Raw genomic sequence first — 21,851 nt, forward strand, 5'->3', positions numbered from 1 at the left:
GACAATTTGTTGATATCATGGGGGGAATGGGAAAATGAAAAAGAGTCGTCGATCGTTTGCAGGCAAAGCTTTATTGCTCTCGTTAATCGTTGTGATACTGGCGGCGTGTACCGACAAGACAGGCGGCAAAGAGGCCGAAATTCAGGATAAAGGCGCCATGGAAACCTACGCCGTAGGCGAAACGTTCAAGGCGACGGAGCCGTTTGAGCTGTCCATCCTCTACAGCGACCAGCCGGCGTATCCTTATAAGCAGGACTGGATGCTTTTTGCTAAACTCAAAGAAATGACAAACGTGACCTTGAAGCCGACAATCGTGCCGATGAGCGATTACAGCCAAAAGCGCAGTCTGCTGATCAGCTCCGGCGACGCGCCGCTGGTCATTCCGAAGACTTACCCCGGGGAGGAATCCGCGTTCGTGGCTTCCGGCGCGATTCTGCCGATCAGCGATTATATCGACCTGATGCCGAACTTCAAGGACAAGATCGAGAAGTGGGACATGGACAGCGAGCTGGAAGGGCTTCGCCAGGAGGACAAAAAATATTATGTGCTCCCGGGCCTCCATGAAGCGGTGTGGCCGGACTACACCCTGATCGTGCGCACGGATATTTTCGAGAAGCATAACATCGCGATTCCTACCACCTGGGATGAGCTGTATACGGCCATGAAGCAGCTGAAGGAGGAATATCCGGACGTTACGCCATTCTCCGACCGCTTTAAATTCAACAGTACGCTGAATATCGCCGCTACCGGCTTCGGCACCAAAGGCGGATGGGGCTACGGCAGCGGGCTGACGTATAGGGAAGAGCAGGATGAGTTTGTATACACGGCGGCTACGGACGAATACAAGGAAATGCTGACCTACTTCCACAAGCTGGTGGACGAAGGGCTGCTGGACAAAGAGAGCTTTACCCAGGATGACGATCAGGCCGTGCAAAAATTCGTGACCGGCAAATCCTTCATCATCAACGGCAACTCCCAGACCGTGGTCCAGCACCGCACCGATATGGACAAAACGCTGGGCGAAGGCAAGTATGCCATCAGCAAAATCACGGTTCCCGGGGGCCCTGCAGGCCAGCTGATGTCCGGCAGCCGACTCGAGAACGGGGTCATGATCTCATCCAAAGTGAAGGAGAGCGAGCATTTCAAAGCCATTCTGCAGTTTATCGACTGGCTCTATTACAGCGACGAAGGACAGGAATTCGCGAAGTGGGGCGTCGAAGGCGTAACGTATACGAAGGAAGGCGGCGTACGCAAGCTGATGGACGACATCAACTACAACGGACTGAATCCGAAGGGCACGAAGGATCTGCGGATCGAGCACGGCTTCTCGGGCGGCGTGTTTGCATACGGAGGCACGACCGAGCTGCTGCAATCCATGTTCAGCGAGGAAGAGCAGCAGTTCCAGAAGAGCATGAGCGAAACAAAAACGGTTGTGAAGCCGGAGCCGCCGATTCCATACTCGGTAGAAGAGCGCGAGCGAGTGACGCTTTTGAGCACGCCGCTGAAGGACTACACGGATCAGAACACGCTGAAGTTCATTCTAGGCGACCGCGATCTCGCCGAGTACGACAAGTTCGTGCAAGAGCTGAATAGCCAGGGCGTGGGGCAATACCTGGAGATTGCGAATAAAACGTATAAAAAATATAAAGAGCAACAATAACCAACGGATCGACAGGCTGCCGTTTCTTGATGGAAGGGCAGCCTGTTTTTCGGTTCGGCCGTTTGCGTTGTTCCCAAGGAGGGCATTCCAGATTGCGAGTCACCGTTCAAGACATCATCAACCGCTTAACAGAGCCCGCAGGATTTCTTGAATCCAAGGTGGACAGGGTTACGGCAGGAAGCGCCGAAGCGGTGGTCCACGGCATTGCCGTCACGTTTGCGGCATCGTATTCGGTTCTGCAGAGAGCGGTCGAAGTTGGGGCCAACCTTGTCATTACCCATGAAGGGGCGTTTTACAGCCATCAGGAGGAGGGATATGAGGGGGTGGAGGCGAGTCCTGTCTTTCAGGATAAACTCCGCTTGATGGAGTCCGGGGATCTGACGATTTACCGGTTCCATGATGCGCCTCACCGATACGTTCCCGATATCATGACGCAAGGACTGGTTCAGGCGCTGGATTGGGAAGTTTATGTCGATAAGCATCTTAAGGCAGCGGCCATTGTCACGCTGCCGGAAGAGATGAGCCTGCCGGATATTGCGGAGCATGTAAAAAGAAAGCTGAATCTTCCTTACCTTCGTTATGTCGGTAATCGAAGCAGCATATGCTCCAGAATCGGCATAACCGTGGGCTATCGCGGCGGCGGCGCGCAAGCCATTCCCCTCTGCCTGAAGGAGTCGCTGGATCTTCTCATCGCAGGGGAAGGTCCGGAATGGGAGACGCCTGAATACATGGGCGATGCGGCGGCGCAGGGCAGGGGCCCGTCCCTGCTTCTGCTTGGCCATGCTGCCAGCGAGGAGCCCGGCATGGCCTGCGTGGCCGATAGGCTGCGGGAGTTTTTTCCGGGGATTCCTATACATTATATACCGTCCGGGCCTTTGATTCGGGTAATATAGAGGGAAGGGTAACTTTAAGCAAAGAGAACATAGAGCATTTAAGAAAGAGGTAGCGATATATGTCAACAGAGCAAAAGATTAAAGGCTCTACCAGAGAGTATTCTTATCAGCTATTGAAGGATCGGATATTTCATCTGGAGCTGGAGCCGGGTACGAAAATCTCGGAAAAAGAAATTGCGGATGAATTGAACGTCAGCCGGACACCGGTCCGGGAAGCGTTCATGAAGCTTGCGGAGGAAGAGCTGTTGGACATCATTCCGCAAAGCGGGACGATCGTATCCCGTATTAATCTTCGGCATGTTGAGGAAGGCCGATTTATCAGGGAGAAGATCGAGAAGGAAATCGTGGCGCTCGCCTGCGGTTCTTTTCCCGAAGAGTTCCGTTTCCGCCTGGAAACCAATATTGCGCTGCAGGACGTGTGCGCGGGCAACCATAACTTCTATAAGCTGTTTGAGCTGGACGAGGAGTTCCACCAAATTCTGTTTGAGGGGACGGGCAAAGAACGGACCTGGAAGATGCTGCAGCAATTGAACATTCATTTTAACCGTCTGCGGCTGCTTCGCCTGTCCAAGGACTCCAACTGGGAGAATATCATCTCGCAGCATAAAGAAATGTATCAGCTGATCGTCAATCGGCAAGCGGAGCAAGCCATGAACGTGATGGAGCGTCATCTGCGCCTCGTCGTTGTGGAGCAGGATATTTTGCGAGAGAAGTATCCGCATTATTTCATCTAAGGGATCGATATACATTCATCATTCAAAAATAATGGCCCGCAGGAGAGTCGCCTTGGAATCTAGCGACCTGCCTTGCGGGCCATTTTTCATTAAATCGATCTGCGGATGACACGGTCCAGAATTTGGGCCACGTGGGATGGCCCCTGGGCCAGATCCTGCTTGTCGAGGGTTACCCAGGAGTGCTGTTCATCCATATCGAGCGAACGCTGGAGCCAGCCTGAAACGCCTCTGCCTCTCCGGTCGACTTCGACTAGGATTGAAATCCCCTCCTGCTCCGGATAGAGAATCAATTCAAGCTCTTTGATATGACCGGCATAGGAGGAGCCGGGATAAAATTCAATTTCCTGCACGAATGGAACACCCTGGCCGAGCCGCGGATGATATTCGCATGTTGCTATTTTGAAGCTGAAGCCAAGCGCTTCGACGGCATCGAACACAATGGATGCGTCCTCGTTCGGTTCGACGTCGATGAAATCGCGGTCCTTCGGATCGATGGCATTATCGATATCGAGTCCGGTGTGGATCCATACCGGCTGGCGCGAAATGGTGAGCGGCGTTTCCAGCGGCAGAGGAAAGGCGAATGGAATTTCCTGCTGATCTCCAGGCTTCAACGTGAGGCGGCTTGAGACGTTGACTTTTGCAATGGTATAGGATTCTATGTATTTCTTGTCGTCGCTTTCCCTGGTATATTCCGTCATCAGTTTCAAATAGATGCGGTCGACCGTCTGCTCTACGTTGCCTCCCTTAATGTGAATGATTCCGCGTACTTCTTCACCCGGATAATAGGAGGATTTTTCGAGGTGCGCATCGATCTGGGCGGCTCCAATTCCTACACTGGCTAGCATTTTGTTAAAAAACGACATAAAAGATACCTCCATAAGAGAATGTATGATAATGGAATTATACGCTGGAGGATCGTCTCTGGTTTCCATATCGAAAAAATATTTTTTTTGGGTTTTTTGCGGAGTCAAGATGTTGGCGCCAATGAAGCGAAAGAATCCCCGTATGACACCGGGAAAAAGTACATGGCTCGTTCGCATTCGCGGGTCCGGCATGGTATATTGGACACGATACCATTAAGGATGGAGCAATCAAGGCATGAGTGAACAACGGCGTTCCGGACAAGGAACCAACAACAGCAAATCAGCGGCATACGGGAAGAAGCCGGGTGAGCGGACTGCGGCGAACAAAGCAGGGGTAAAGCCGACTTTTCAACGTGACCGTATGAAGAACAGCAATTCGTCGTCGGCATCCCCGCATGCGAAGGGGAGACGAGCGGATCAATATAAGCAAGGGGTACGCGGACCGAAGCCGTCATCCGGACGCGAGCATGCGGATGAGCTGCAGGCCGGGGACGTGATTGTCGTTACGATCAAACGCCTCGGCATTAACGGCGAGGGAGTGGGTTACTACCGCCGCAAGGCGGTGTTTATCGATGGAGCGATCACGAATGAGGTGGTCAAAGCCGAGGTGAGGGAGGTTCAACCTAGATTTATCAAGGCGCAGCTGCTGGAAGTGGAGAAGCGTTCGCCTCACCGGATAGAGCCCCCTTGCCCGGTATTCGGCATCTGCGGCGGATGCCAAATTCAGCATATTTCCTATGAGGGACAGCTGCAGGCGAAGACGGATATCGTGCGCGAAGCGTTCAGCCGCTACGCGGGATTGGACGATGTCAAGTTTAAGCCGATTCTCGGGATGGAGCATCCATGGGACTACCGGAACAAAGCCCAGCTGCAGCTGAAACGGAAGGGCCATGAAGTGATCGCAGGGCTCTATGAAGCGGACAGCCATACGATTGTGGATATCAGCGGCTGCCCGATTCAGCATCCGAAGGTCAATGAAGCGGTGGAGAAGGTCAAATCCGTACTCGAGGAATTGCGGATACCGCTTTATAAGGAGAATGGTGCCAAGGATGGCGTACGGACGATCGTAGTCCGTCACGGCTTCCAATCCGGGGAAGTGCAGGTGACGCTGATCACGGCTGGAAGCAAGCTGCCAAGGCAGGACGATCTCGTTCGTATGCTGCGCCTTACCATTCCGGAGGTAAGCGGAATTTCGCTCAATATCAATCCGAAGAAAACCTCGCTCATCTTCGGAGACCGGACAATCTCGCTATGGGGCGCCGAGAGCATGCAGGAATCGCTGAGCGACCTGCAATTCTCGCTGTCGCCGAGAGCGTTCTTCCAGCTGAATCCGCAGCAGACCGTCAAGCTGTACGAGTCGGTCCGGGCGGCAGCGGGGCTGACCGGGAAGGAAACCGTCATCGACGCCTACTGCGGCACCGGCACGATCGGTCTGTGGCTTGCGCCGTATGCCAAGGAGGTGCGCGGGATCGAGACGATCCCTGAAGCCGTCGAGGACGCCAAGGCGAATGCGCAGCGGAACGGAAGGGCTAACGCCAGCTTCCACGTCGGCCAAGCCGAAGAGCTGCTGCCGCGCTGGGTCAAGGAGGGCATGAAGCCGGACGTCATCATTGCCGACCCGCCGCGCACCGGCCTGGACCCGCGCTTCCTGGAAACGGTGCTCCGCACCAAGCCGAAGCGGTTTGTATACGTATCCTGCAACCCTTCGACCTTGGCCAAAGATTGCAAGGTGCTTCTGGACGGCGGCTACGAGCTTGAATGGGCGCAGCCGGTCGATATGTTCCCGCAAACCAGCCATGTGGAGGCAGTCCTATTGATGAAGCTGAAATCATAGAAGCCATATGATGGCTTCATGTAAGCGAGTTTCCATTTTCGCTTTGGTCGACAACGCCCCCTTTCTATGATATGGTAGCAAGTAATTAGGCATTTCGTTCCCATGGAACGAGGTGCCTTCTCGCATATATAAAAGGTTTTTACATTAAATGTCTATCTGGAGGTGATGCAATGGTGCTCCTGATTTCCCCGCTACGGGGGGAGAAATCCGTAGTTCATAACGGACGATCGATGGAGAGTGCACCCAAATAACGATAATCTGAGGAGTGTTGTTGAGATGAGAGTAAATTTACGAGCAGAAGCGCGCGCTGCGATGAACAAAACCGGACTGAAGCAGCTTCGTCTTTCGGGACGAATTCCAGCGGTTGTATTTGGCACAGGGGAAAACAATATGATGATTCAACTGTCCGCCAAAGAGTTCGGCAAATGGGCACGGAACGGCAAAGGAGGGATCCTTGAGCTTCATTTTGAAGATCGGGAGCCGATTCCGGTTTTGCTGGAGTCCGTTCAGCGTGATCCGGTAACTCGTGAATACATTCATGTCGACTTTTTACGTATCAATATAAATGAAGTTGTGCGGACGAGAGTGAATCTCGATTACATCGGCACCGCAAAAGGAGCCAAATCGGGAGGAGTCGTCCAAATCCAAAGCACGTTCATTGAGATCGAGTCCTTCCCGGACCAAATTCCTGCCACGATTCCCGTTGAAATCAGCAGACTAGAGATCGGGAATTCGCTGCATGTCGGGGATCTCAAGCTGCCCGATGGTGTCGTGCCGATTTCTTCGGCCAACGAGCTGCTTGTATCGGTGGTAACGCCGAAAGTCCAGTCGGAACAACCGGAGGCTATGTAGCTTCTGCTGCCGGCAATTGCTTCCCGAATATCGGGAAGCAATTGCCGTTTTTTTTCGTTAAAGCCCTTGATCGGAATCCGCGCTGGCAGAGGAAAGCTCTTTACCCGTCAATTTCTTCCATAATTCCCCTGGGAAGTAGGTAGAAAGACCCCTGACCTTTTTCAAGGCGGAACCCTATAATGGAATTGCGGGAAGTCGGACATCGGAATCCCGGTTAAGCGCGAATTGATCAGGAGCTTGCCCTAAGGAGGACACGATGGATATAACCCAGGATTTCATAGATGAACGATTCAAAGCTTATGTGCTCGAAACCTATTGCGGGAACCGTGAACGGATTCAGGCGGGCGATGTAGAACATATTATATCACTGCAGCTTTCAAATCATGGATACTCAAGCCTAAAGGGGATCGAACATTTCACGTCGCTGGAAGAGCTGGATTGCTCGTCCAATAGCCTGACGGAGCTAGATCTCAGCAAGAATAATGGAAGGAGACGGAGCTCTCCGTCAGCACGGAGGCCTCTGCCAAAGCGGATATGAACCAGCTGTCCCCGGTCATCCGGAATGCCTGGGCGAATTTTGGGGAGCTGAATGATCGAGCGCTGGATCTGATTGCCGGGATGCATCCCGACGAAGACGTGAACGAGTTGGTTCTATCCGAGCTTGCCTTCGACAAGGACGGCACGTTTCGGCTAGGGTATGATGCAGGCGATACGCCTGCCGGACAACTATACATATACGTCCTGTTTAACGACAAGCTTGAAATGAACGGGGATCTCGGTTATGAAACGTATTAACCTGCGAAAGGGCTGTTATATCTGATGAATGACAAAATCGTATACGGGTCGATCGACGAATACATTTCGAGCTGTGCACCGGAGGTCCAGGAAATTCTGCAGAAATTAAGGCGTGTGATACAGGAAACAGCCCCGCATGCCAAGGAAAAAATCAGCTACCAGATGCCAACCTTCGACCTCCACGGGAACCTCGTGCATTTTGCGGCATTCAAGAAACATATCGGCTTTTACCCCGCGCCCAGCGGGATCGAGGCTTTCCAGGATGAGCTGAAGGAATATCATACGTCCAAGGGAACCTTGCAATTTCCGATCGATCAGCCGCTGCCTTATGACCTGATACGCCGAATCGTCCAATATCGGGTTCAGCAAAACCTGGAGAAGGCAGAAAGTAAAGCGAAAAAGAAGAGGTAGGCGAAGTGCTCGGGAGGGGAAGGCAGCCTTGCTGCCTTCTTTTATCTTATAGATTTTTCTTCATATAGTAGTGCGTATGCCGCCCGGCGTTCTCGATTTTGCCATACACTTCGTAACCCTGCTTGAGGTAAAAATCCAAGGCTTGAAAGCTCAGCGTATCCAATTTAACGAACTCGCATTGCTTCTCCTTCGCGATGTTTTCGGCCTTGTTTAACAGTTTGGCGCCGTACCCCGATTGACGGAAGGGTTCATCCACGAACAAATAGTGGATCTCCAGCCAGTTCCAGCATATTTCCCCAACGACTCCGCCCAAAATCTGACCGTCCTCCTTCCTTAACAACAAGTTGATTTCCTGGTAACGGCCTTTTAAATCGTCAGGGAAATGCTTCAGATTATACGCAATCATTTGGTTTCTTACGTAATGTTTGTCCACGCTATCGGTTTCGTTTGATTCATTCGTGAAATAGATATTCATATCGTTATACTCCTTCTGGTATGCCGGATGCGAGGTGTTTGCAGGATTCGAATACGGGTTATGCTAGCTCTCCTCCTCAACATACCATATGTATTGCATGTACCGGCGGTAAAAAATCCTTTTAACAGAAAGTACCCGTGAGCCAGCGGGGGAGCTATGTTATACTGTCAGTGTTATTTTATCCGTTTCATCTAAGGAGGATTGTTCTGACATGTGCTGCATCGCATTCATACGTATTCGTTAATGAGGGTACAGAACATCTACATCCATCCATTTTCATGTAAAAATGCGAAGGATTATTTGTGCTGTGCCTTTTTCATTACTATACGAATGAATGAGGTGCTTTTTTGTGTCCAAATATCATAAAAACCATCGTGAAAAGCTGAAGAAACCGTCCAACTTTTCCGCGCAGCATCTGTTAATCAGCAAAAGGCTGATTCATGATATGATCGACTTGGCCCGGATTCGCTCCACCGATACTGTTCTTGATATCGGCGCGGGTACAGGGGCGTTAACCCTTCCTCTTGCAGAGAAAGCAGGACACGTGCTTGCGATCGAGACGGATCCGGCATTTGTGGATAAACTGCTGGGCAAGATGAAGGATAGCAGCAACATTCGCGTCAAGCAGTCGGATTTTCTGGAAATCCCGCTGCCGAGAAATCCATTTGCCGTCGTGGCCAATATTCCGTATTCCATCACTACGCCGATCATGGGGAAGCTTTTGGAGTGCCCCGGCCTCCCTCTGCAGCGGGCCGTACTGCTTGTGGAGATGGGGGCAGCCAAACGTTTTACGGCCGTTCCCATTCAAGATCCGCGAATTCTCAGCTGGAGGATGCAGTACGACATTCGGCTCGTGCGGACCGTTTCGCCCCGTCATTTTGCGCCGCCTCCCCAAGTGGATTCAGCCATTCTGACCATTCATCGGAGGAAGAAGCCGCTCATTGCCGCATCGCATCAGCCCAAGTTTACGGCGCTGGCCGCCTATGGGCTGCGGGATGCCCGGCTGCCGTTATTTGCGGCTCTATCGGGCGTGTTTACGCCTCCCCAGATGGCGAAGCTCGTTAAAGTGCTTAGAGTGGACCGAGAGCTCCCCATCGGTCGGCTGAACGAAGAACAGTGGGGGACCGTTTTTCATACGATGCTCCAGCATGTGCCGGCGAATCGCTGGCCGAAGCTTCGCAAGGGCGCCGGTAGCAAGTCCAAGAAAAGAAAGCGACTTTGAAGCGTTAGCCAACACTTCGAATCTTCGCTTTTTGAAAAAAAATGGCGAAATCCTCTTGACCCTGACACTAGTGTCAGGGTTTACAATGAAATCGAATCGTTCGTCCAGGAGGTGTGAAAGCATGAAAATCGGAGAACTCGCGGCCCGTACCGGCGTCAGCATTCGTTCGCTACGGTACTACGAGCAGCAAGGATTGCTGACGCCGGTCCGAAACGAGAACGGTTATCGGGAATATTCAATGCTTGCGGAAGAGCAGGTGCGTACCATCCAGTTATATCTAAACCTTGGATTGACCACCGAGCAGATCGCCGGTTTCCTGCATTGCGTCCTGAAAAACAAAGAGGCGTTTTGTGCGGAGGTGTTCCCGATTTTTCGTCAAAAAATCGCAGAGATCGAAGCGCAGATTCACCAGCTGAATCATATCAAGATGAATCTGGAGGAACGCATGCAATCGATTCTGGATGAACGGGAATCGGAGGAAGCGGAGGAATGCAAATGAGTTTACCACGATTAGACGCAGGGAGCTTTCAAAGCTCGATCAACCAGAACGGGGTCACGCTTGTTGAATTCGGAGCCGCATGGTGTCCGCCCTGCAAAGTGCTGCTTCCCATTCTGGAAGAGCTGAGCCGGGAGGAGGCGGGTCGCCTGGACATCTATCAGGTGGATTGTGACGAATCCCCCGAGCTTGCCGCCCAATTCGGCATCATGTCCATGCCGACGGTGATTGTGTTTCATAACGGAGAACCGGCAGATAAACTGATAGGGCTCCGGCCGAAGAGTGTATACCAAGCGGCGCTGGGCCGTTATGTATCATAAAATGAATGAATAGCGAAAACGCCTCTGATATGGTGATGTCAGGGGCGTTTTCTTTTGGAGTAGAGGGCATTACGCCCGGCGTATCGAACTCTAATATATAGAAGATGAAGGGATGTAACCTGTTTAAAGGAGATACTTTCAATGAGATCAAGAAGGAAAATCGTTTCTCTTATGGTCATCATCGTATTTAGCTGTCTAGCCATGAGCTTGGTCGACGCGGTGATCCGTCCGGATTACGCCGTCAAATCCGCCATCAAAATCATCCTCTTTCTGACACTGCCGATTGGCTACGCCATCATGTCCGGCGGGGTTCCGTTTCGCAGGCTGTTCGCATTCGAGAGAAGGGGTCTCCTGATGTCCTTGCTGCTGGGACTCGGCGTATTCGCCTTCATACTCGGCGCCTATTTTGGGCTGGGGCCTTTATTCGACTTTACCCAGGTGACAGGGGCACTGGAGGATAATATGGGTGTCAATGCAGGCAATTTCGTATTGGTCGCCCTTTACATATCCATCGTGAATTCATTGCTGGAAGAGTTCTTTTTCCGCGGATTTGCTTTTTTCACGCTGAAGGAGCAGGTCGGGCGGAGGTTTGCATATGTATTCAGTGCCGGGGCTTTTGCCGTGTATCATGTTGCGATGATGTCCAGCTGGTTCTCGGTAGGACTGTTCCTCTTGTTAATCGCGGGACTGGTTGTGGCGGGACTGTTGTTTAACTGGCTGAATGAGCGAAACGGCAATATTTACGCGTCCTGGATGGTGCATATGTTTGCCAATTTTGCGATCAATGCGATCGGTTTGATGCTGTTCGGGATGATTTGAGTGTAGGGCGTCGGGCTCCCGGGATAGCCTTGTAAAATGACGGATTGACCCTCACATGATGTGATGCTTTAAAATGCGGATAAACCGATGAAAAAGGAGCTGCTGCGCCCGGGCCGGGTTCAGACCGATATGGGAGGAGCAGACGCTCCGTTAACCGTTGCCGAAGGGGCCGATACGGCGGTATGGCTGGCGACGATGGAAGTTGATGGACCCAGCGGGAGTTTTTTTCGTGAACGGCAACGAATCGCTTGGTAATGCGGAACATAGTTCAGCTAACAAGGGATTAAATCTATCATATGGTATACCGATGACTCTACTAATGATTAGCAATATAAAATTACTCTGAAAAAACTCCTATTTTGAAGACGCTGATGTATAATAAGCGGTATCAGGAGGTGCAGAGTATGAGTGATATCAACATTTTCGGCCATCAAGCTCTGTTTGAACATGTCTACAAAAGTGCTCCAATTGGCATTGCCCTGGTTACGATAGAAGGAAGCTGGATCAGCGTAAATCCTGCGGCGTGCAAAATGTTTGGCTACACGGACGAAGAATTGATGGCACAGCCGGCAACCGATTATATTTATTCTGAATGCATTAACAATAAAGACAAGCTTTTACGGTCCCTGGATGAGGCGTCCTCAACCATTGCGGTGGAGAAACAACTCGTACATAAGGACGGCAATGTCATCTGGGCGTCGATACATGTTTCTCTGGTTCGCGACGATCAGGATCAAACTCCCTTATTCTTCATTTCGCAAATTGTTGATATTACCGACAGCAAGGTAGCCGAGCAGAAGCTCCAGGAGAGCATTGAGCGATACACCTCGCTGAAGAAGTATAACCATGATGCGATTATTTCTTTCAATCTGGAAGGCAGGATTATTAACGGGAACCAGATGGCGGAGCAGCTGACGGGTTTTAAGATTCCGGAGTTAATCGGAACTAAAATCTCGAATTTGATCGGCGAACGCAATCTCGCCCGAGTGCTCTCTTCTGCGGCCGATTATGTTGCCGCCGAGAAGGGGATTAACTGCATCCATCACAAGGACGGGCATCAGGTTGAAGTGCTCGCGACGCTTGCTCCCATTGTCATTCATGGCAAAAATGTGGGCTTCTACATTATAGCCAAGGATATGACGGAGCAGAAAAGGCTTATCATCGAGAAGGAAGCAGCCGAGAAGACGAATAAAGCCAAAAGCGAGTTTCTGGCGATGATGAGCCATGAGATCCGTACGCCGATGAACGGCGTAATCGGAATGACGGATTTGATACTGGAAACCGAGCTGGATGAGGAGCAGCGGGAGTACGTGCAGATCATCAAGAAGAGCGGGACAACCCTGCTGAACATCATAAATGATATTTTGGATTTCTCGAAGATCGAATCGGGCAGAACGGAGCTGGTGGAGGAAACATTCAGCTTAAGAACGGCCCTGTCCGAGACATTGAATATGATTCTTCCGAAGGCGCTGGACAAAAATATTGAGGTGACCACCTCTGTAGCGTCCGACGTGCCGAATCAAGTCTATGGGGATGTGACGAAGCTGCGGCAGGTATTAATGAACCTGCTCAGCAATGCCATTAAATTTACGCCGAACGGTGCCGTTTCGATCTCGGTTCAGTGTGTCAGGGACCAAGCTAACTCGAAGCTCATACAATTCTCCGTTACGGATACGGGCATAGGGGTGCCAAGCGAGAAGATTGCGCAGCTGTTCGAACCCTTCTATCAGGTGGATCATTATATGACACGGCAGGTGGAAGGAACGGGACTCGGGCTGGCCATATGCAAAAAACTCGTTCAGTTGATGGGCGGGGATATCTGGTATGAGCGAAATCCGAATCAGCAGGGGTCCGTCTTTACGTTTACGGTCGATTTTTCGTTTAATGCAAACGCGGGCAACATGCCGGAGGCCGGGACGGTTCACGAGAATCACTCCGACGGCAGCGATCTGAAAATTTTGATTGCTGAGGATAATGAGGTGAACCAATTAGTCCTCAAGAAGATGATTGAGAAGCTGGGGTACAATTCGACTACCGTTCTCAATGGGCTTGAGGCGGTAGAGGCCTTTAAGCGATATCCGTATGACATGGTGTTCATGGATATACAGATGCCCTTCATGGATGGCATGGAAGCGGTCCAGCTCATTAAGGAATCGGCCCCGCCCGATCATCAACCTTATATCGTGGCCGTGACGGCCCATGCGATCAAGGGGGATCGCGAGAAATATTTAGGAATGGGCATGGATGAGTATGTCAGCAAGCCTGTCAGCTTGAATGTCATCTCGGCCATTATCGATAGGTTTCTGGCTGAACGAAATATTGCGCAAGCCTAAATAGACAAAAGCTCAAGTGATTTCACTTGAGCTTTTGTTATTCCCATGCAGCATAACCTAAGAGGTGCTGCCGGTCACGCCGCTGCCGTTCTTCGTTAGGTTGTAGATAATGACCTCGCCGCTCCAGAAATGAAACTTGAGGATGACTTCTCCGTCTCTGACCTCGTTAAAAAAGACAGGTTTAAGCTTGATTTCATGGCTTGCGTAGGATGGGGAAAACGTGTATTCAAATTCCTTGAAGGAGGTCCAGTCCTGCGGCCCTGCATTGCCTCCCGATGCGTAAACAGCCTCCATCGTGGCCAGCTGATCCCCGTTAAACGTCGCGGGAATGCTGAACGAATCAGTGGTTCCCTGCGTGCTGCGCAGCACAGGCGTATCATGATAAACAACCCTGAAGTTCCAGTCCGCGCCTCGGTTGAACTTGGCCGTCAGTACGGCATTCACTCCGAATTGTCCGGATGAAGTCAGCCTGGACAGCAGGCTGGATGTAAACGTAATCTCATTTCCGTTTAGGGTATAATCCTGCCCGGCGACTAACCGCTGTCCGTTTGAGCGGATTTCGGCCAATGCGTTGCCGTTCAAGTTCAATGGGATGCTGTGATCCTGGACAGCCGCTCCTTTTTTCACAAAAATCAGATCGGTATCAGCCGTGGAAGAACGTCCGCTCCAACCAGCCTTCATGATATTGTACAGCTCCGGATCGGACCAGGTGAAGGCGGTTCGCTTAAAGTGCTGGCCATTGTCCCATAACATATGGGTAATGTTCTTCTGTTTGAGATAATGGGTCAGATATTCGAAGAACTTCAGTTTCTCGCCCTGCTCAATGACCCCTGTGCTTTGATCGAAGCCAAGCAGCCCGTATTCGCCAAGGATAACGGGAATCCCTCTAGCGATAAAGGTGTCATATACATGGTTGAACGTCTGATCGATATCGTTTCGGGTATCCGTCTCAAAACGGGTATACCCCGCGATGTTCACGCTGAACGGCCAAAATCCATAATAATGGACGGTGGCGATGAGATTGGCATCATTCAGCTTGGTCATGGTGTTGTACAGCTCGTTCATTCTAGCTTGAGTCGGGGATGCCTCAAGGGTAGAGAGCACAAGCGGCCGGGTTGCATTGCGTGCTCCAGATCCGCGGACGATCCGATGGAACGACGTTTGAAGCTCATCCAGCATCTGAAAGGCTTTGGACTCGTCGGTGGTCCCGCCATCCGAGAAGCGGGGTTCGTTGACGCTTTCAAACATCAGCTTGTTCGAATGGGTGCGGAAGCGCTGGGCAACTTGAGTCCATACGGCGTTGTACTTGGCAACGACCTCGTTGCGGTTGTTCTCCATATGGCTGATCCACAGCCACGAATCGTGATGGACGTTGATCATGACGTACAGATCGGCGTCCAGCGCCCAATCGACAACCTCCTCGACCCGGTCCATGTAAGAGGCGTCGATGGCATAACTCGGTGCGCTGCCGATGTGATGGCTCCAGGTTACCGGAATGCGGATGCTCTTATATCCCTGTGCCGCAATTTGGTCGATCAGCGCTTTGGTGATGCGCGGATTTCCCCATGCCGTCTCGTCAGCTCCCACGGCATCCAGCGAATTACCCAGGTTCCAGCCGGGCTGCATATCATTGACGTAGGCTTGGAGATTTTTCTTTGGATGCTTTGGATGTTCGTGTTTCGCTGCGGATGCGTATGAAGGGAACAATGAGATGACCAGAGAAACGATGAGAGCCAAGGAACAGATGGATTTCTTATTGAGGTTTATCATTAGCATCTCCTTTGTTTTGAAGTTGTGAAGCGGTATTTTCACTAGATTCATTCAATAACCGTTATCCGTTGTTGAGGACCTAGCTGCAACATTGGCTATTAAGGTTAGGATTCACCTCCAAATGATATTTTTGAAAGCGCTTTCTAATAATAAATTATCATATTTTTCCATGGGGAAGTACCCGGATAATTCATCTTAAAATCATGTGGAAATTAGTTATGAGATGCAAGGAGTTCTGAAAATGGGGGCTTGATGGAAGAAGCGGATAAAAAAAGAGCCGTACCTCATCGTCTTAGTGATGAGGGAACGGCTCTCATGTTAAAGCTTATTTTGATGCACCTTGGATTAAGGCGTTTTCTTTAATACAACAAGCGTTTTGGACGCTTCGGATAGAGGCGTTGCGGATTGTGCGCTCGAAGCAAGTTTCTTATCCTGGGATTGCACGGACAGGACATAAACGGCGTACTTCGCATTGTCTTTAATGTCTTTACCCAGGGCATCCTTAGCAGGGATATCGATGAGGGTCGAGACATCTTTGCCATCCGGTTTTATTGTTGCATTCTTATCTTCTTTGGCAGCGGCGTCCGTTGCTGCTTTAAGATTGAAGGTCTTGATGTTGTCTTCCTCTACAAACAACAGGCGGTAAGCCGTAATGCCTCGCTCATCGATCGCCCTCTTGAAATCGACTTGAAGCTTCCCGTTTGCATCCAGCTTGGCTGTGACACCCGTTGTTTGGAGCGGGTTCGGGATTTCGAATTCTTTGGACATGTCAGAGATGCTGTTCTTAGTTGACACGGTGCCATCAGCAACGGCAAGAATATAAACTCTGTACTTGACTCCAGCCACGACAGCTGCGCCGGTTACATCCGATAATCCTGCAGAAAGCTTCTGTTCAATTCTGACGGTAGATGGAGCAACCGTCGTATATAATTGTCCGTTGGTGATTTTGTTCGCATCATCCAATCCGAAACTTTTGCTCGATGGTACGATCAGAATTCGGTATTCTCCCACAGTACCGGAAGAAGGATTGAATTTAACCATAATATCACTGCTGTTCCCGTTGGTGCTTACAATCCCGGCATACACATCCGAAGGAACCGTGACGGCCGTACCCGTAAGCTTGATAGGCGCCGATGGTGCCGACAGGGCATTGCTTATGGAGCCATTATTGCTTACGGACAGTACGAATACTTGATAATCCACCGAATTGCGAATCGGCTGACCTTCGACGTCTCTTGTTTCAGGTCTCAGAGCTTTACTGAAATCGGTACCGACCGTTACACTATCATAGTTGTCATTACCTACATTGTTAGCTTGAGCTACAGTAAAGCTGCCAGCATTGGCTTGCTTTACGACCATGATTCGGTATTCTTTGATGTTGGCTTCATTTGGGGCTTTGGTGAATGATACTTTCAAGTCGCTTGCGTTATTATTGTCTCCCACATCCGCTGCCGTAACGTTCGTTACTGCCGCTACCTGGGTCACGCCTTGAATCGTAACCGCACTAGAGACCGACGAAAGCGCGTTGCTGTAATTCGAATAGCTGTTGCCTACAGACAAGACATACACGCGGTAGCTTTGACCTCTTTGAATGAGGTCTCCATCGCTATCCTTGGTCGTGTTAGCCAAATCCCGAGTGATGGTACCGCCGGTTTTGTTAACCAACGTGTAATACCCGTTGCTGTAAGCTTGCGACACGTTCAGGCTTTTGTTTGACTTTACGACGATCACCCGGTAATGGTCGATGTAGCTTTCGCCATAAGCAGGACTGAAGGTGACTCTCAGGTCGCTTCCGTTTCCGTTATTGCCGTTTAGCGTCAGGGACGGCGTGGAAACAGGGTTAACGTTCTGATTGGCGTTCCCAAGCGTAATGGAAGCATAGTCAGATAATGCATTGTTACTGGTCGAATATCCTACGGACAGGACATAAACGCGATAGCTGACCCCGTTGCGAATCAGTTCTCCGTCAATATCGCGGCTGCCTGAATTCAGCACTTGCGACATGTAGTTGCTGCTGCTGTTGTTCTTGCTGATTTGCGTATAATAATAGCTGCTTAAATTGTTTGCCCTGTAAAGATCAAAATAACTATTCGATGATTTGACAACGAAGACCTGGTAATGGCTAATATTCGATTGATCGGACGGGCGATAGAATGACACCTGCATGTCGCGACCGTCATTGTAGTTGTTCACGTCGGTGACGGACAGGCTGGTAACCGCGCCCACATTGTAGCTGGAACTCAAAATGATGGAGCTCGATGGAGCGGACAGTACGTTGTTATTGGCGTTATTGTTGTCCACCGCCATGACGAATACGCGATAGTACACGCCGTTGCGAATCGTTGCTCCATCCACGTCTCTGGCGCCCGATGACAGCGTCAGGTTCGTGATGTTATTGCCGGTTTTGTTGACATGGGTATAGTAGTTGTAGCTGGAAGCCGTGTTGGCTCTGCTTAGGTTGAAGCTGCTATAACTGCTGTCCTTTACGACAAACACGCGATAAGAATGAATGCTGGATTCGTTGGATACCTTGTTGAAGCTTACGCGCAGATCGCGGCCATCACCGGCATCGCCGATATCCGTTACCTGCGTGATGAAAGGAACCGTTGTATTCCCCGTGCTGAGGGTGATGCTGGCCGAACCGGAGGAGAGGTTGCTTGCAAGCACGCTCTCGTTGCTGCTGACAGACTGAACGAATACGGTGTAAGCGACTCCGCTGCGAATGAGCTCGCCTGAAGTATCGCGGGCGGAAGAGCTCAGCGTCGTGGTCAGCGTTGTGTTCGTCGTGCTAGTTTTGCTTACCGTTGAGTAATTTTGGCTGGATACAGACTTGGCTGCCGCCAGATTGAAGTTAGCTGCATCCTTCGTTTTTACGACATACACGCGGTAGTTGCTTACATTGCTCTCGTTTTGGGCACGCGTAAAGCTGACCTGAAGATCACGGCCATCGCCGTAGTCGCTCACATCGCTCGCTTTTACGTTGGTTGCTCCGTTCACCGAATTGGTGTTAGTCAGCGTCAACGACGGGGAAGCCGAGGAAAGGGCATACGTGCCGCCAGTTTTGCTGACTGCCAATACATAAGCTTTATAAGCTTGATTATCGCGGATAAGGTCACCGTCCACATCCTTTGAGCCGGATGTAAGGGTCAGCGTCGGATCCGAGCCGGACGGATATACCGTGGCGTAAGCAGCGGAGGATACTCGCTGTGCCTCGGTTTGGTTCAATGTCTTGGACTGCTTCACAATCATGACGCGGTAATGCGAGATTAAAGATTCAGTCGACGATTTGGAGAAGCTGACCTGCAGATCGCGGCCGTCTCCGGCATTGCCGATGTCCCGAAGAGTCACATAATTCACCGGCACGATGCCAGTAGTATTTCCACCGCCGCCGGAATTGTTCGTCGTGGTGACGGTAACGGTTTTCGTTTTGGAATTCCAGCCGATTTTTTGGCCAAGGGCTTCGCTTACGAAGCGGACCGGCACCATGGTGTTGCCTTTTAAGTTCTTCGCCGGTACATCCAGCGCTACCGTCTTGTTATTGATGGTGGCCGTCTTGGAGTTGATTTTTAGGATGACGGTTGTGCCATCCTTGACCGCCGTGACGGTTTTCGTCTTTTGATTCCATTTGACCGATGCGTCCAAGGCTTCGAAGATGGATCGCATCGGAAGCATGACGCGCCCCTGGATCATGACAGGTGCTTGAGGCGTATACAGCTTGACGCCATCAATCAAGACGCTGATGTTCACTGCCGCCTGGGCCTGCGATTGGAATGTCATGGGAATTAACAGTATAGCTGCTAGCAAGGCAGTCCATATTCTTTTCACACGCTCAACCTCCTGAATTCGCTTTGTTATTATTTTCCTCTACAATATGACGCATTCGTTCATAATAAAGTTTCAACTATTACATCGGCATTCCGAAAATATTTTTTAGTACCAGATCATAAATAAGGGAAGAAACAGCAAATATTTGCTGTTTCTTCCCTCGTTATTGTTGATCAATATTGGGTAATGGGTTCGGTGCCGCCTGCGATCGACCGGGTCACCGCGTCATAGATATTCGGCGGGTACTCGGCGATTCGGTGGCACAAGTACAGGAACCACTCCTCGCCGTATGTCAGGTAGATTCGGACGGGGAAGCCGTCGTCTTTCAGTTGCTTGGCAAAGTCCGTTCGTATGCCATACAGCATTTCAATTTCGACGGCTGCGCCGCGATACACTTCGTTGCGGGTCATATGCCGCAGGATACGTTCATCATGAGTGGCGACCGATACCGGCCTGCCTGCCTGAACACATAAATCCACCAATTGAATATGCCTAGAGGTAAGCGTCTCGGAACGAGGAATATAGTGCCCCTCTTGTTCCTGATAGGCGCCTTTTACGATGCGGATCGTGCCGGAACCGTAGGTAAGAATTTGTTCGAGATCTTCCAGGCTTCGGGGTAGCTGGGCTTGCAGCGTGATGCCGACATTCGCGAACCGGGCCGATATTTTGCGATGCAGCGCAAGGATGGCATCCGTTTTGGCAGACTCCTCCATGCTGATGACCAGCTCCAAACCGGCTTCCTCCGCTTGGCAGGCAAGCCCTTCAAGATGCCGATAAGCCAAATCCCCGTCTACCGATAATCCGATATGGGACAGGTCGAGCGAAATACGGGTGCCCGGCCGGCCATTCGAGCAGGCTTCGATTAAACGGGAGAACTCCAGGAAAGCCTGTGTACATTCGGCTTCGGTCAGGGTGTTCTCCCCGATATATTCCAGCGAAGTCCGATAACCTCGGGCATCCAGTGCATCCCGGCAGAACAAACCTCGCTCCAGCACGTCTCCCGCGACAAAACGCTCGGCTGCACGCAGCAGGATCGGATACCATTCGGCCGATTGCCGGACGTATTGTTTGAGCTGCAGGTTACGGGCAACTGACTTCAGAGCGTCGGCAAAATCCCGTTCAGATAAAGAATCGTTCAAGTTAAACACCTCGCAACATTGGGATCTTCATAATTCTATCAGCGTCTGCGCGAGGCGGTATTGTATAAAATTGCGGTTAGTTTAAGATGACGCTGCTTTCGCATACCGAAGAGGCGTTGTCCCAACGCACCCGGCAAAAGCTCTCGTGAAATGGCTCTGATCGTAAAACCCGGACTCGGCAGCAACGTCGGCGATGGTCTTCCCCTGTAACAGCTGCTCTTTCGCATAATTGATGCGCAATAAATTTTGGTAGGCATGCGGAGCAAGATGATAGGTTTCCGTAAACATCCGAATGAGGTGGAATTTGCTGATCCCGGATATGTCCTGCAGGGTATCGAGTGTAATGCGATCTTTATAATGATGATCCAAATACTTCTTCGCTCGCAGCATAGCCGGGGATTCAGGCACATTGCCGCCAGGCACCGAGGCGCTTTCCTCCTGAAGCAGGCCCGTTTCCCGCATTAATGCCATCAGCATGGATTCAATCTCCAATGGAGTGGCTTTTTGCTGAAGCCCTGTTCTGCAGGAATGAACCAGATTTCGGCAGCGATCGTTTTGATATTTCGGCAGCAGGATGGGCATATCGGATTGGGAGGGATGATAGCGGGCAGGCGCAGGGTCGAGCCACCGGGGATGGATAAAAATCATCGTATATTTCCAGTCGGCGGGATTCTCGGGGTGGCAAGCATGAGGGAGCAGCGGCGGAAAATGCACAATATGTCCCTGAGCAGCCTCATACCGTTTCCCGGCAGACCATATGCGGGTAGCCCCTTGCTCAATGAGACCAATGGAGATTTCTTCGTGAAAATGCTTTTTGTAGGCCAGATGATCCCAAGCATCGCATTGTTTGATTTCCAAAAACGGCAGATCAGGGTCGCGCAAAAATATAATATCGGGCATTTTCGTCACTCCTCTTTTTGACTGGGGCATTCCCGTATTACCGTGTTAAAACCGGACATCAATAGCTACATTATAAAGAAGTCGTTATGTTTGTTCAAAGACGGCGTGAGCCTATTATATAACTTTACGGAAATATAACTGTATAGTAATATAATAAACATGTTGAACGATAACCTTTTTGAAGTATTGGCAGAGCCGAACCGCAGGACGATATTGGACTACCTGCGCGTGAAAGAGTGTACGGTGGGGGAGATTGTAGATCTCATGCAGCTCAGCCAACCCGGCGTGTCCAAACATCTGCGCATTTTGCGGGATGCAGGCCTTGTCTCGCTGCGGAAAGAAGCACAGAGGCATGTGTACAGCCTGAATGCCAAGCCTCTGGAGGAGATCCACGACTGGCTGGAGCCCTATCGGCAGTTCTGGACGAACAAGCTGGATGATCTGGAGAGGCTGCTGGATGAGGATGAAGCTCCGTAATCATCCTAAGGCCGCCAGATTGGATGAACCATT

Annotated in this window: 20 protein-coding genes; 14 read left to right on the top strand and 6 right to left on the bottom strand. The window is 50.9% G+C overall.

Annotated elements, in window-relative coordinates; translation table 11 throughout:
* Nucleotides 1–34: 34 nt before the first annotated feature.
* From MHI43_RS06555 to MHI43_RS06565, 3 genes are all read left to right on the top strand, one after another.
* Nucleotides 35–1,660, top strand: a complete 1,626-nt coding sequence (locus tag MHI43_RS06555; RefSeq protein WP_036662417.1) for an extracellular solute-binding protein — start codon at nucleotides 35–37, stop codon at nucleotides 1,658–1,660.
* Nucleotides 1,661–1,752: 92 nt separating this feature from the next.
* The gene (locus tag MHI43_RS06560; protein ID WP_036662418.1) at nucleotides 1,753–2,553 is read left to right on the top strand and encodes a Nif3-like dinuclear metal center hexameric protein; all 801 of its coding nucleotides are present in this window, start codon (nucleotides 1,753–1,755) and stop codon (nucleotides 2,551–2,553) included.
* Nucleotides 2,554–2,612: 59 nt separating this feature from the next.
* Complete coding sequence (locus tag MHI43_RS06565) at nucleotides 2,613–3,287, top strand: GntR family transcriptional regulator (RefSeq protein WP_015733828.1); 675 nt, start codon at nucleotides 2,613–2,615, stop codon at nucleotides 3,285–3,287.
* An 89-nt stretch (nucleotides 3,288–3,376) separates the two neighbouring features.
* Here MHI43_RS06565 and MHI43_RS06570 read toward each other — a convergent pair whose 3' ends face one another.
* Nucleotides 3,377–4,150: a sporulation protein gene (locus tag MHI43_RS06570; RefSeq protein ID WP_036662419.1), complete on the bottom strand. Its 774-nt coding sequence runs from the start codon at nucleotides 4,148–4,150 to the stop codon at nucleotides 3,377–3,379.
* Nucleotides 4,151–4,385: 235 nt separating this feature from the next.
* On the opposite strand from MHI43_RS06570, the gene rlmD reads away from it, so the two are divergent.
* From rlmD to MHI43_RS06590, 4 genes are all read left to right on the top strand, one after another.
* A complete protein-coding gene (gene rlmD / locus MHI43_RS06575) occupies nucleotides 4,386–5,984 on the top strand; it encodes a 23S rRNA (uracil(1939)-C(5))-methyltransferase RlmD (RefSeq protein WP_036662420.1) in 1,599 nt (532 codons plus the stop codon).
* Nucleotides 5,985–6,260: 276 nt separating this feature from the next.
* Nucleotides 6,261–6,836 carry a 50S ribosomal protein L25 gene (locus tag MHI43_RS06580; RefSeq protein ID WP_036662421.1) on the top strand — a complete coding sequence of 192 codons (576 nt, stop codon included), beginning with the start codon at nucleotides 6,261–6,263 and terminating at the stop codon, nucleotides 6,834–6,836.
* 534 nt (nucleotides 6,837–7,370) lie between these two features.
* On the top strand, nucleotides 7,371–7,631 hold the full coding sequence (locus MHI43_RS06585; protein WP_051425334.1) for a hypothetical protein: 261 nt from the start codon (nucleotides 7,371–7,373) through the stop codon (nucleotides 7,629–7,631).
* A 24-nt stretch (nucleotides 7,632–7,655) separates the two neighbouring features.
* Nucleotides 7,656–8,042 carry a DUF1801 domain-containing protein gene (locus MHI43_RS06590; protein WP_036662422.1) on the top strand — a complete coding sequence of 129 codons (387 nt, stop codon included), beginning with the start codon at nucleotides 7,656–7,658 and terminating at the stop codon, nucleotides 8,040–8,042.
* 46 nt (nucleotides 8,043–8,088) lie between these two features.
* Here MHI43_RS06590 and MHI43_RS06595 read toward each other — a convergent pair whose 3' ends face one another.
* Nucleotides 8,089–8,517 carry a GNAT family N-acetyltransferase gene (locus tag MHI43_RS06595; RefSeq protein WP_036662423.1) on the bottom strand — a complete coding sequence of 143 codons (429 nt, stop codon included), beginning with the start codon at nucleotides 8,515–8,517 and terminating at the stop codon, nucleotides 8,089–8,091.
* Nucleotides 8,518–8,866: 349 nt separating this feature from the next.
* Between MHI43_RS06595 and erm the strand changes: the two genes are divergently transcribed.
* The 6 genes from erm (at nucleotide 8,867) to MHI43_RS06625 (ending at nucleotide 13,707) form a co-directional block, all read left to right on the top strand.
* Entirely contained in the window at nucleotides 8,867–9,739 is an 873-nt protein-coding gene (gene erm / locus MHI43_RS06600; RefSeq protein WP_015733836.1) for a 23S ribosomal RNA methyltransferase Erm, read from the top strand.
* Between the two features lie 121 nt (nucleotides 9,740–9,860).
* On the top strand, nucleotides 9,861–10,238 hold the full coding sequence (locus tag MHI43_RS06605) for a MerR family transcriptional regulator (protein WP_015733837.1): 378 nt from the start codon (nucleotides 9,861–9,863) through the stop codon (nucleotides 10,236–10,238).
* Complete coding sequence (locus MHI43_RS06610) at nucleotides 10,235–10,555, top strand: thioredoxin family protein (RefSeq protein WP_009595391.1); 321 nt, start codon at nucleotides 10,235–10,237, stop codon at nucleotides 10,553–10,555. The genes MHI43_RS06605 and MHI43_RS06610 overlap by 4 nt, the downstream gene beginning before the upstream one ends.
* Before the next feature lie 141 nt (nucleotides 10,556–10,696).
* A complete protein-coding gene (locus MHI43_RS06615; RefSeq protein ID WP_036662426.1) occupies nucleotides 10,697–11,374 on the top strand; it encodes a CPBP family intramembrane glutamic endopeptidase in 678 nt (225 codons plus the stop codon).
* Between the two features lie 87 nt (nucleotides 11,375–11,461).
* A complete protein-coding gene (locus tag MHI43_RS06620; protein WP_235201751.1) occupies nucleotides 11,462–11,629 on the top strand; it encodes a hypothetical protein in 168 nt (55 codons plus the stop codon).
* 149 nt (nucleotides 11,630–11,778) lie between these two features.
* Nucleotides 11,779–13,707 (top strand): PAS domain S-box protein, encoded by a 1,929-nt coding sequence (locus tag MHI43_RS06625; RefSeq protein WP_015733839.1) that lies wholly within the window; start codon nucleotides 11,779–11,781, stop codon nucleotides 13,705–13,707.
* Between the two features lie 57 nt (nucleotides 13,708–13,764).
* Here MHI43_RS06625 and MHI43_RS06630 read toward each other — a convergent pair whose 3' ends face one another.
* The 4 genes from MHI43_RS06630 to MHI43_RS06645 form a co-directional block, all read right to left on the bottom strand.
* Nucleotides 13,765–15,477 carry a cellulase family glycosylhydrolase gene (locus tag MHI43_RS06630; RefSeq protein WP_036662428.1) on the bottom strand — a complete coding sequence of 571 codons (1,713 nt, stop codon included), beginning with the start codon at nucleotides 15,475–15,477 and terminating at the stop codon, nucleotides 13,765–13,767.
* A 345-nt stretch (nucleotides 15,478–15,822) separates the two neighbouring features.
* Nucleotides 15,823–19,302 carry a copper amine oxidase N-terminal domain-containing protein gene (locus tag MHI43_RS06635; RefSeq protein WP_036662429.1) on the bottom strand — a complete coding sequence of 1,160 codons (3,480 nt, stop codon included), beginning with the start codon at nucleotides 19,300–19,302 and terminating at the stop codon, nucleotides 15,823–15,825.
* Between the two features lie 173 nt (nucleotides 19,303–19,475).
* Entirely contained in the window at nucleotides 19,476–20,441 is a 966-nt protein-coding gene (locus MHI43_RS06640; protein ID WP_015733842.1) for a proline dehydrogenase family protein, read from the bottom strand.
* A gap of 81 nt (nucleotides 20,442–20,522) precedes the next feature.
* Complete coding sequence (locus MHI43_RS06645) at nucleotides 20,523–21,341, bottom strand: AraC family transcriptional regulator (protein ID WP_015733843.1); 819 nt, start codon at nucleotides 21,339–21,341, stop codon at nucleotides 20,523–20,525.
* Between the two features lie 159 nt (nucleotides 21,342–21,500).
* On the opposite strand from MHI43_RS06645, the gene MHI43_RS06650 reads away from it, so the two are divergent.
* Complete coding sequence (locus MHI43_RS06650; protein ID WP_015733844.1) at nucleotides 21,501–21,818, top strand: metalloregulator ArsR/SmtB family transcription factor; 318 nt, start codon at nucleotides 21,501–21,503, stop codon at nucleotides 21,816–21,818.
* The last annotated feature ends 33 nt before the right edge of the window (nucleotides 21,819–21,851 follow it).

Origin of the sequence: Paenibacillus sp. FSL H8-0457 (genome assembly GCF_038051935.1) — a bacterium.
GTDB lineage: Bacteria > Bacillota > Bacilli > Paenibacillales > Paenibacillaceae > Paenibacillus_AQ > Paenibacillus_AQ lautus_A.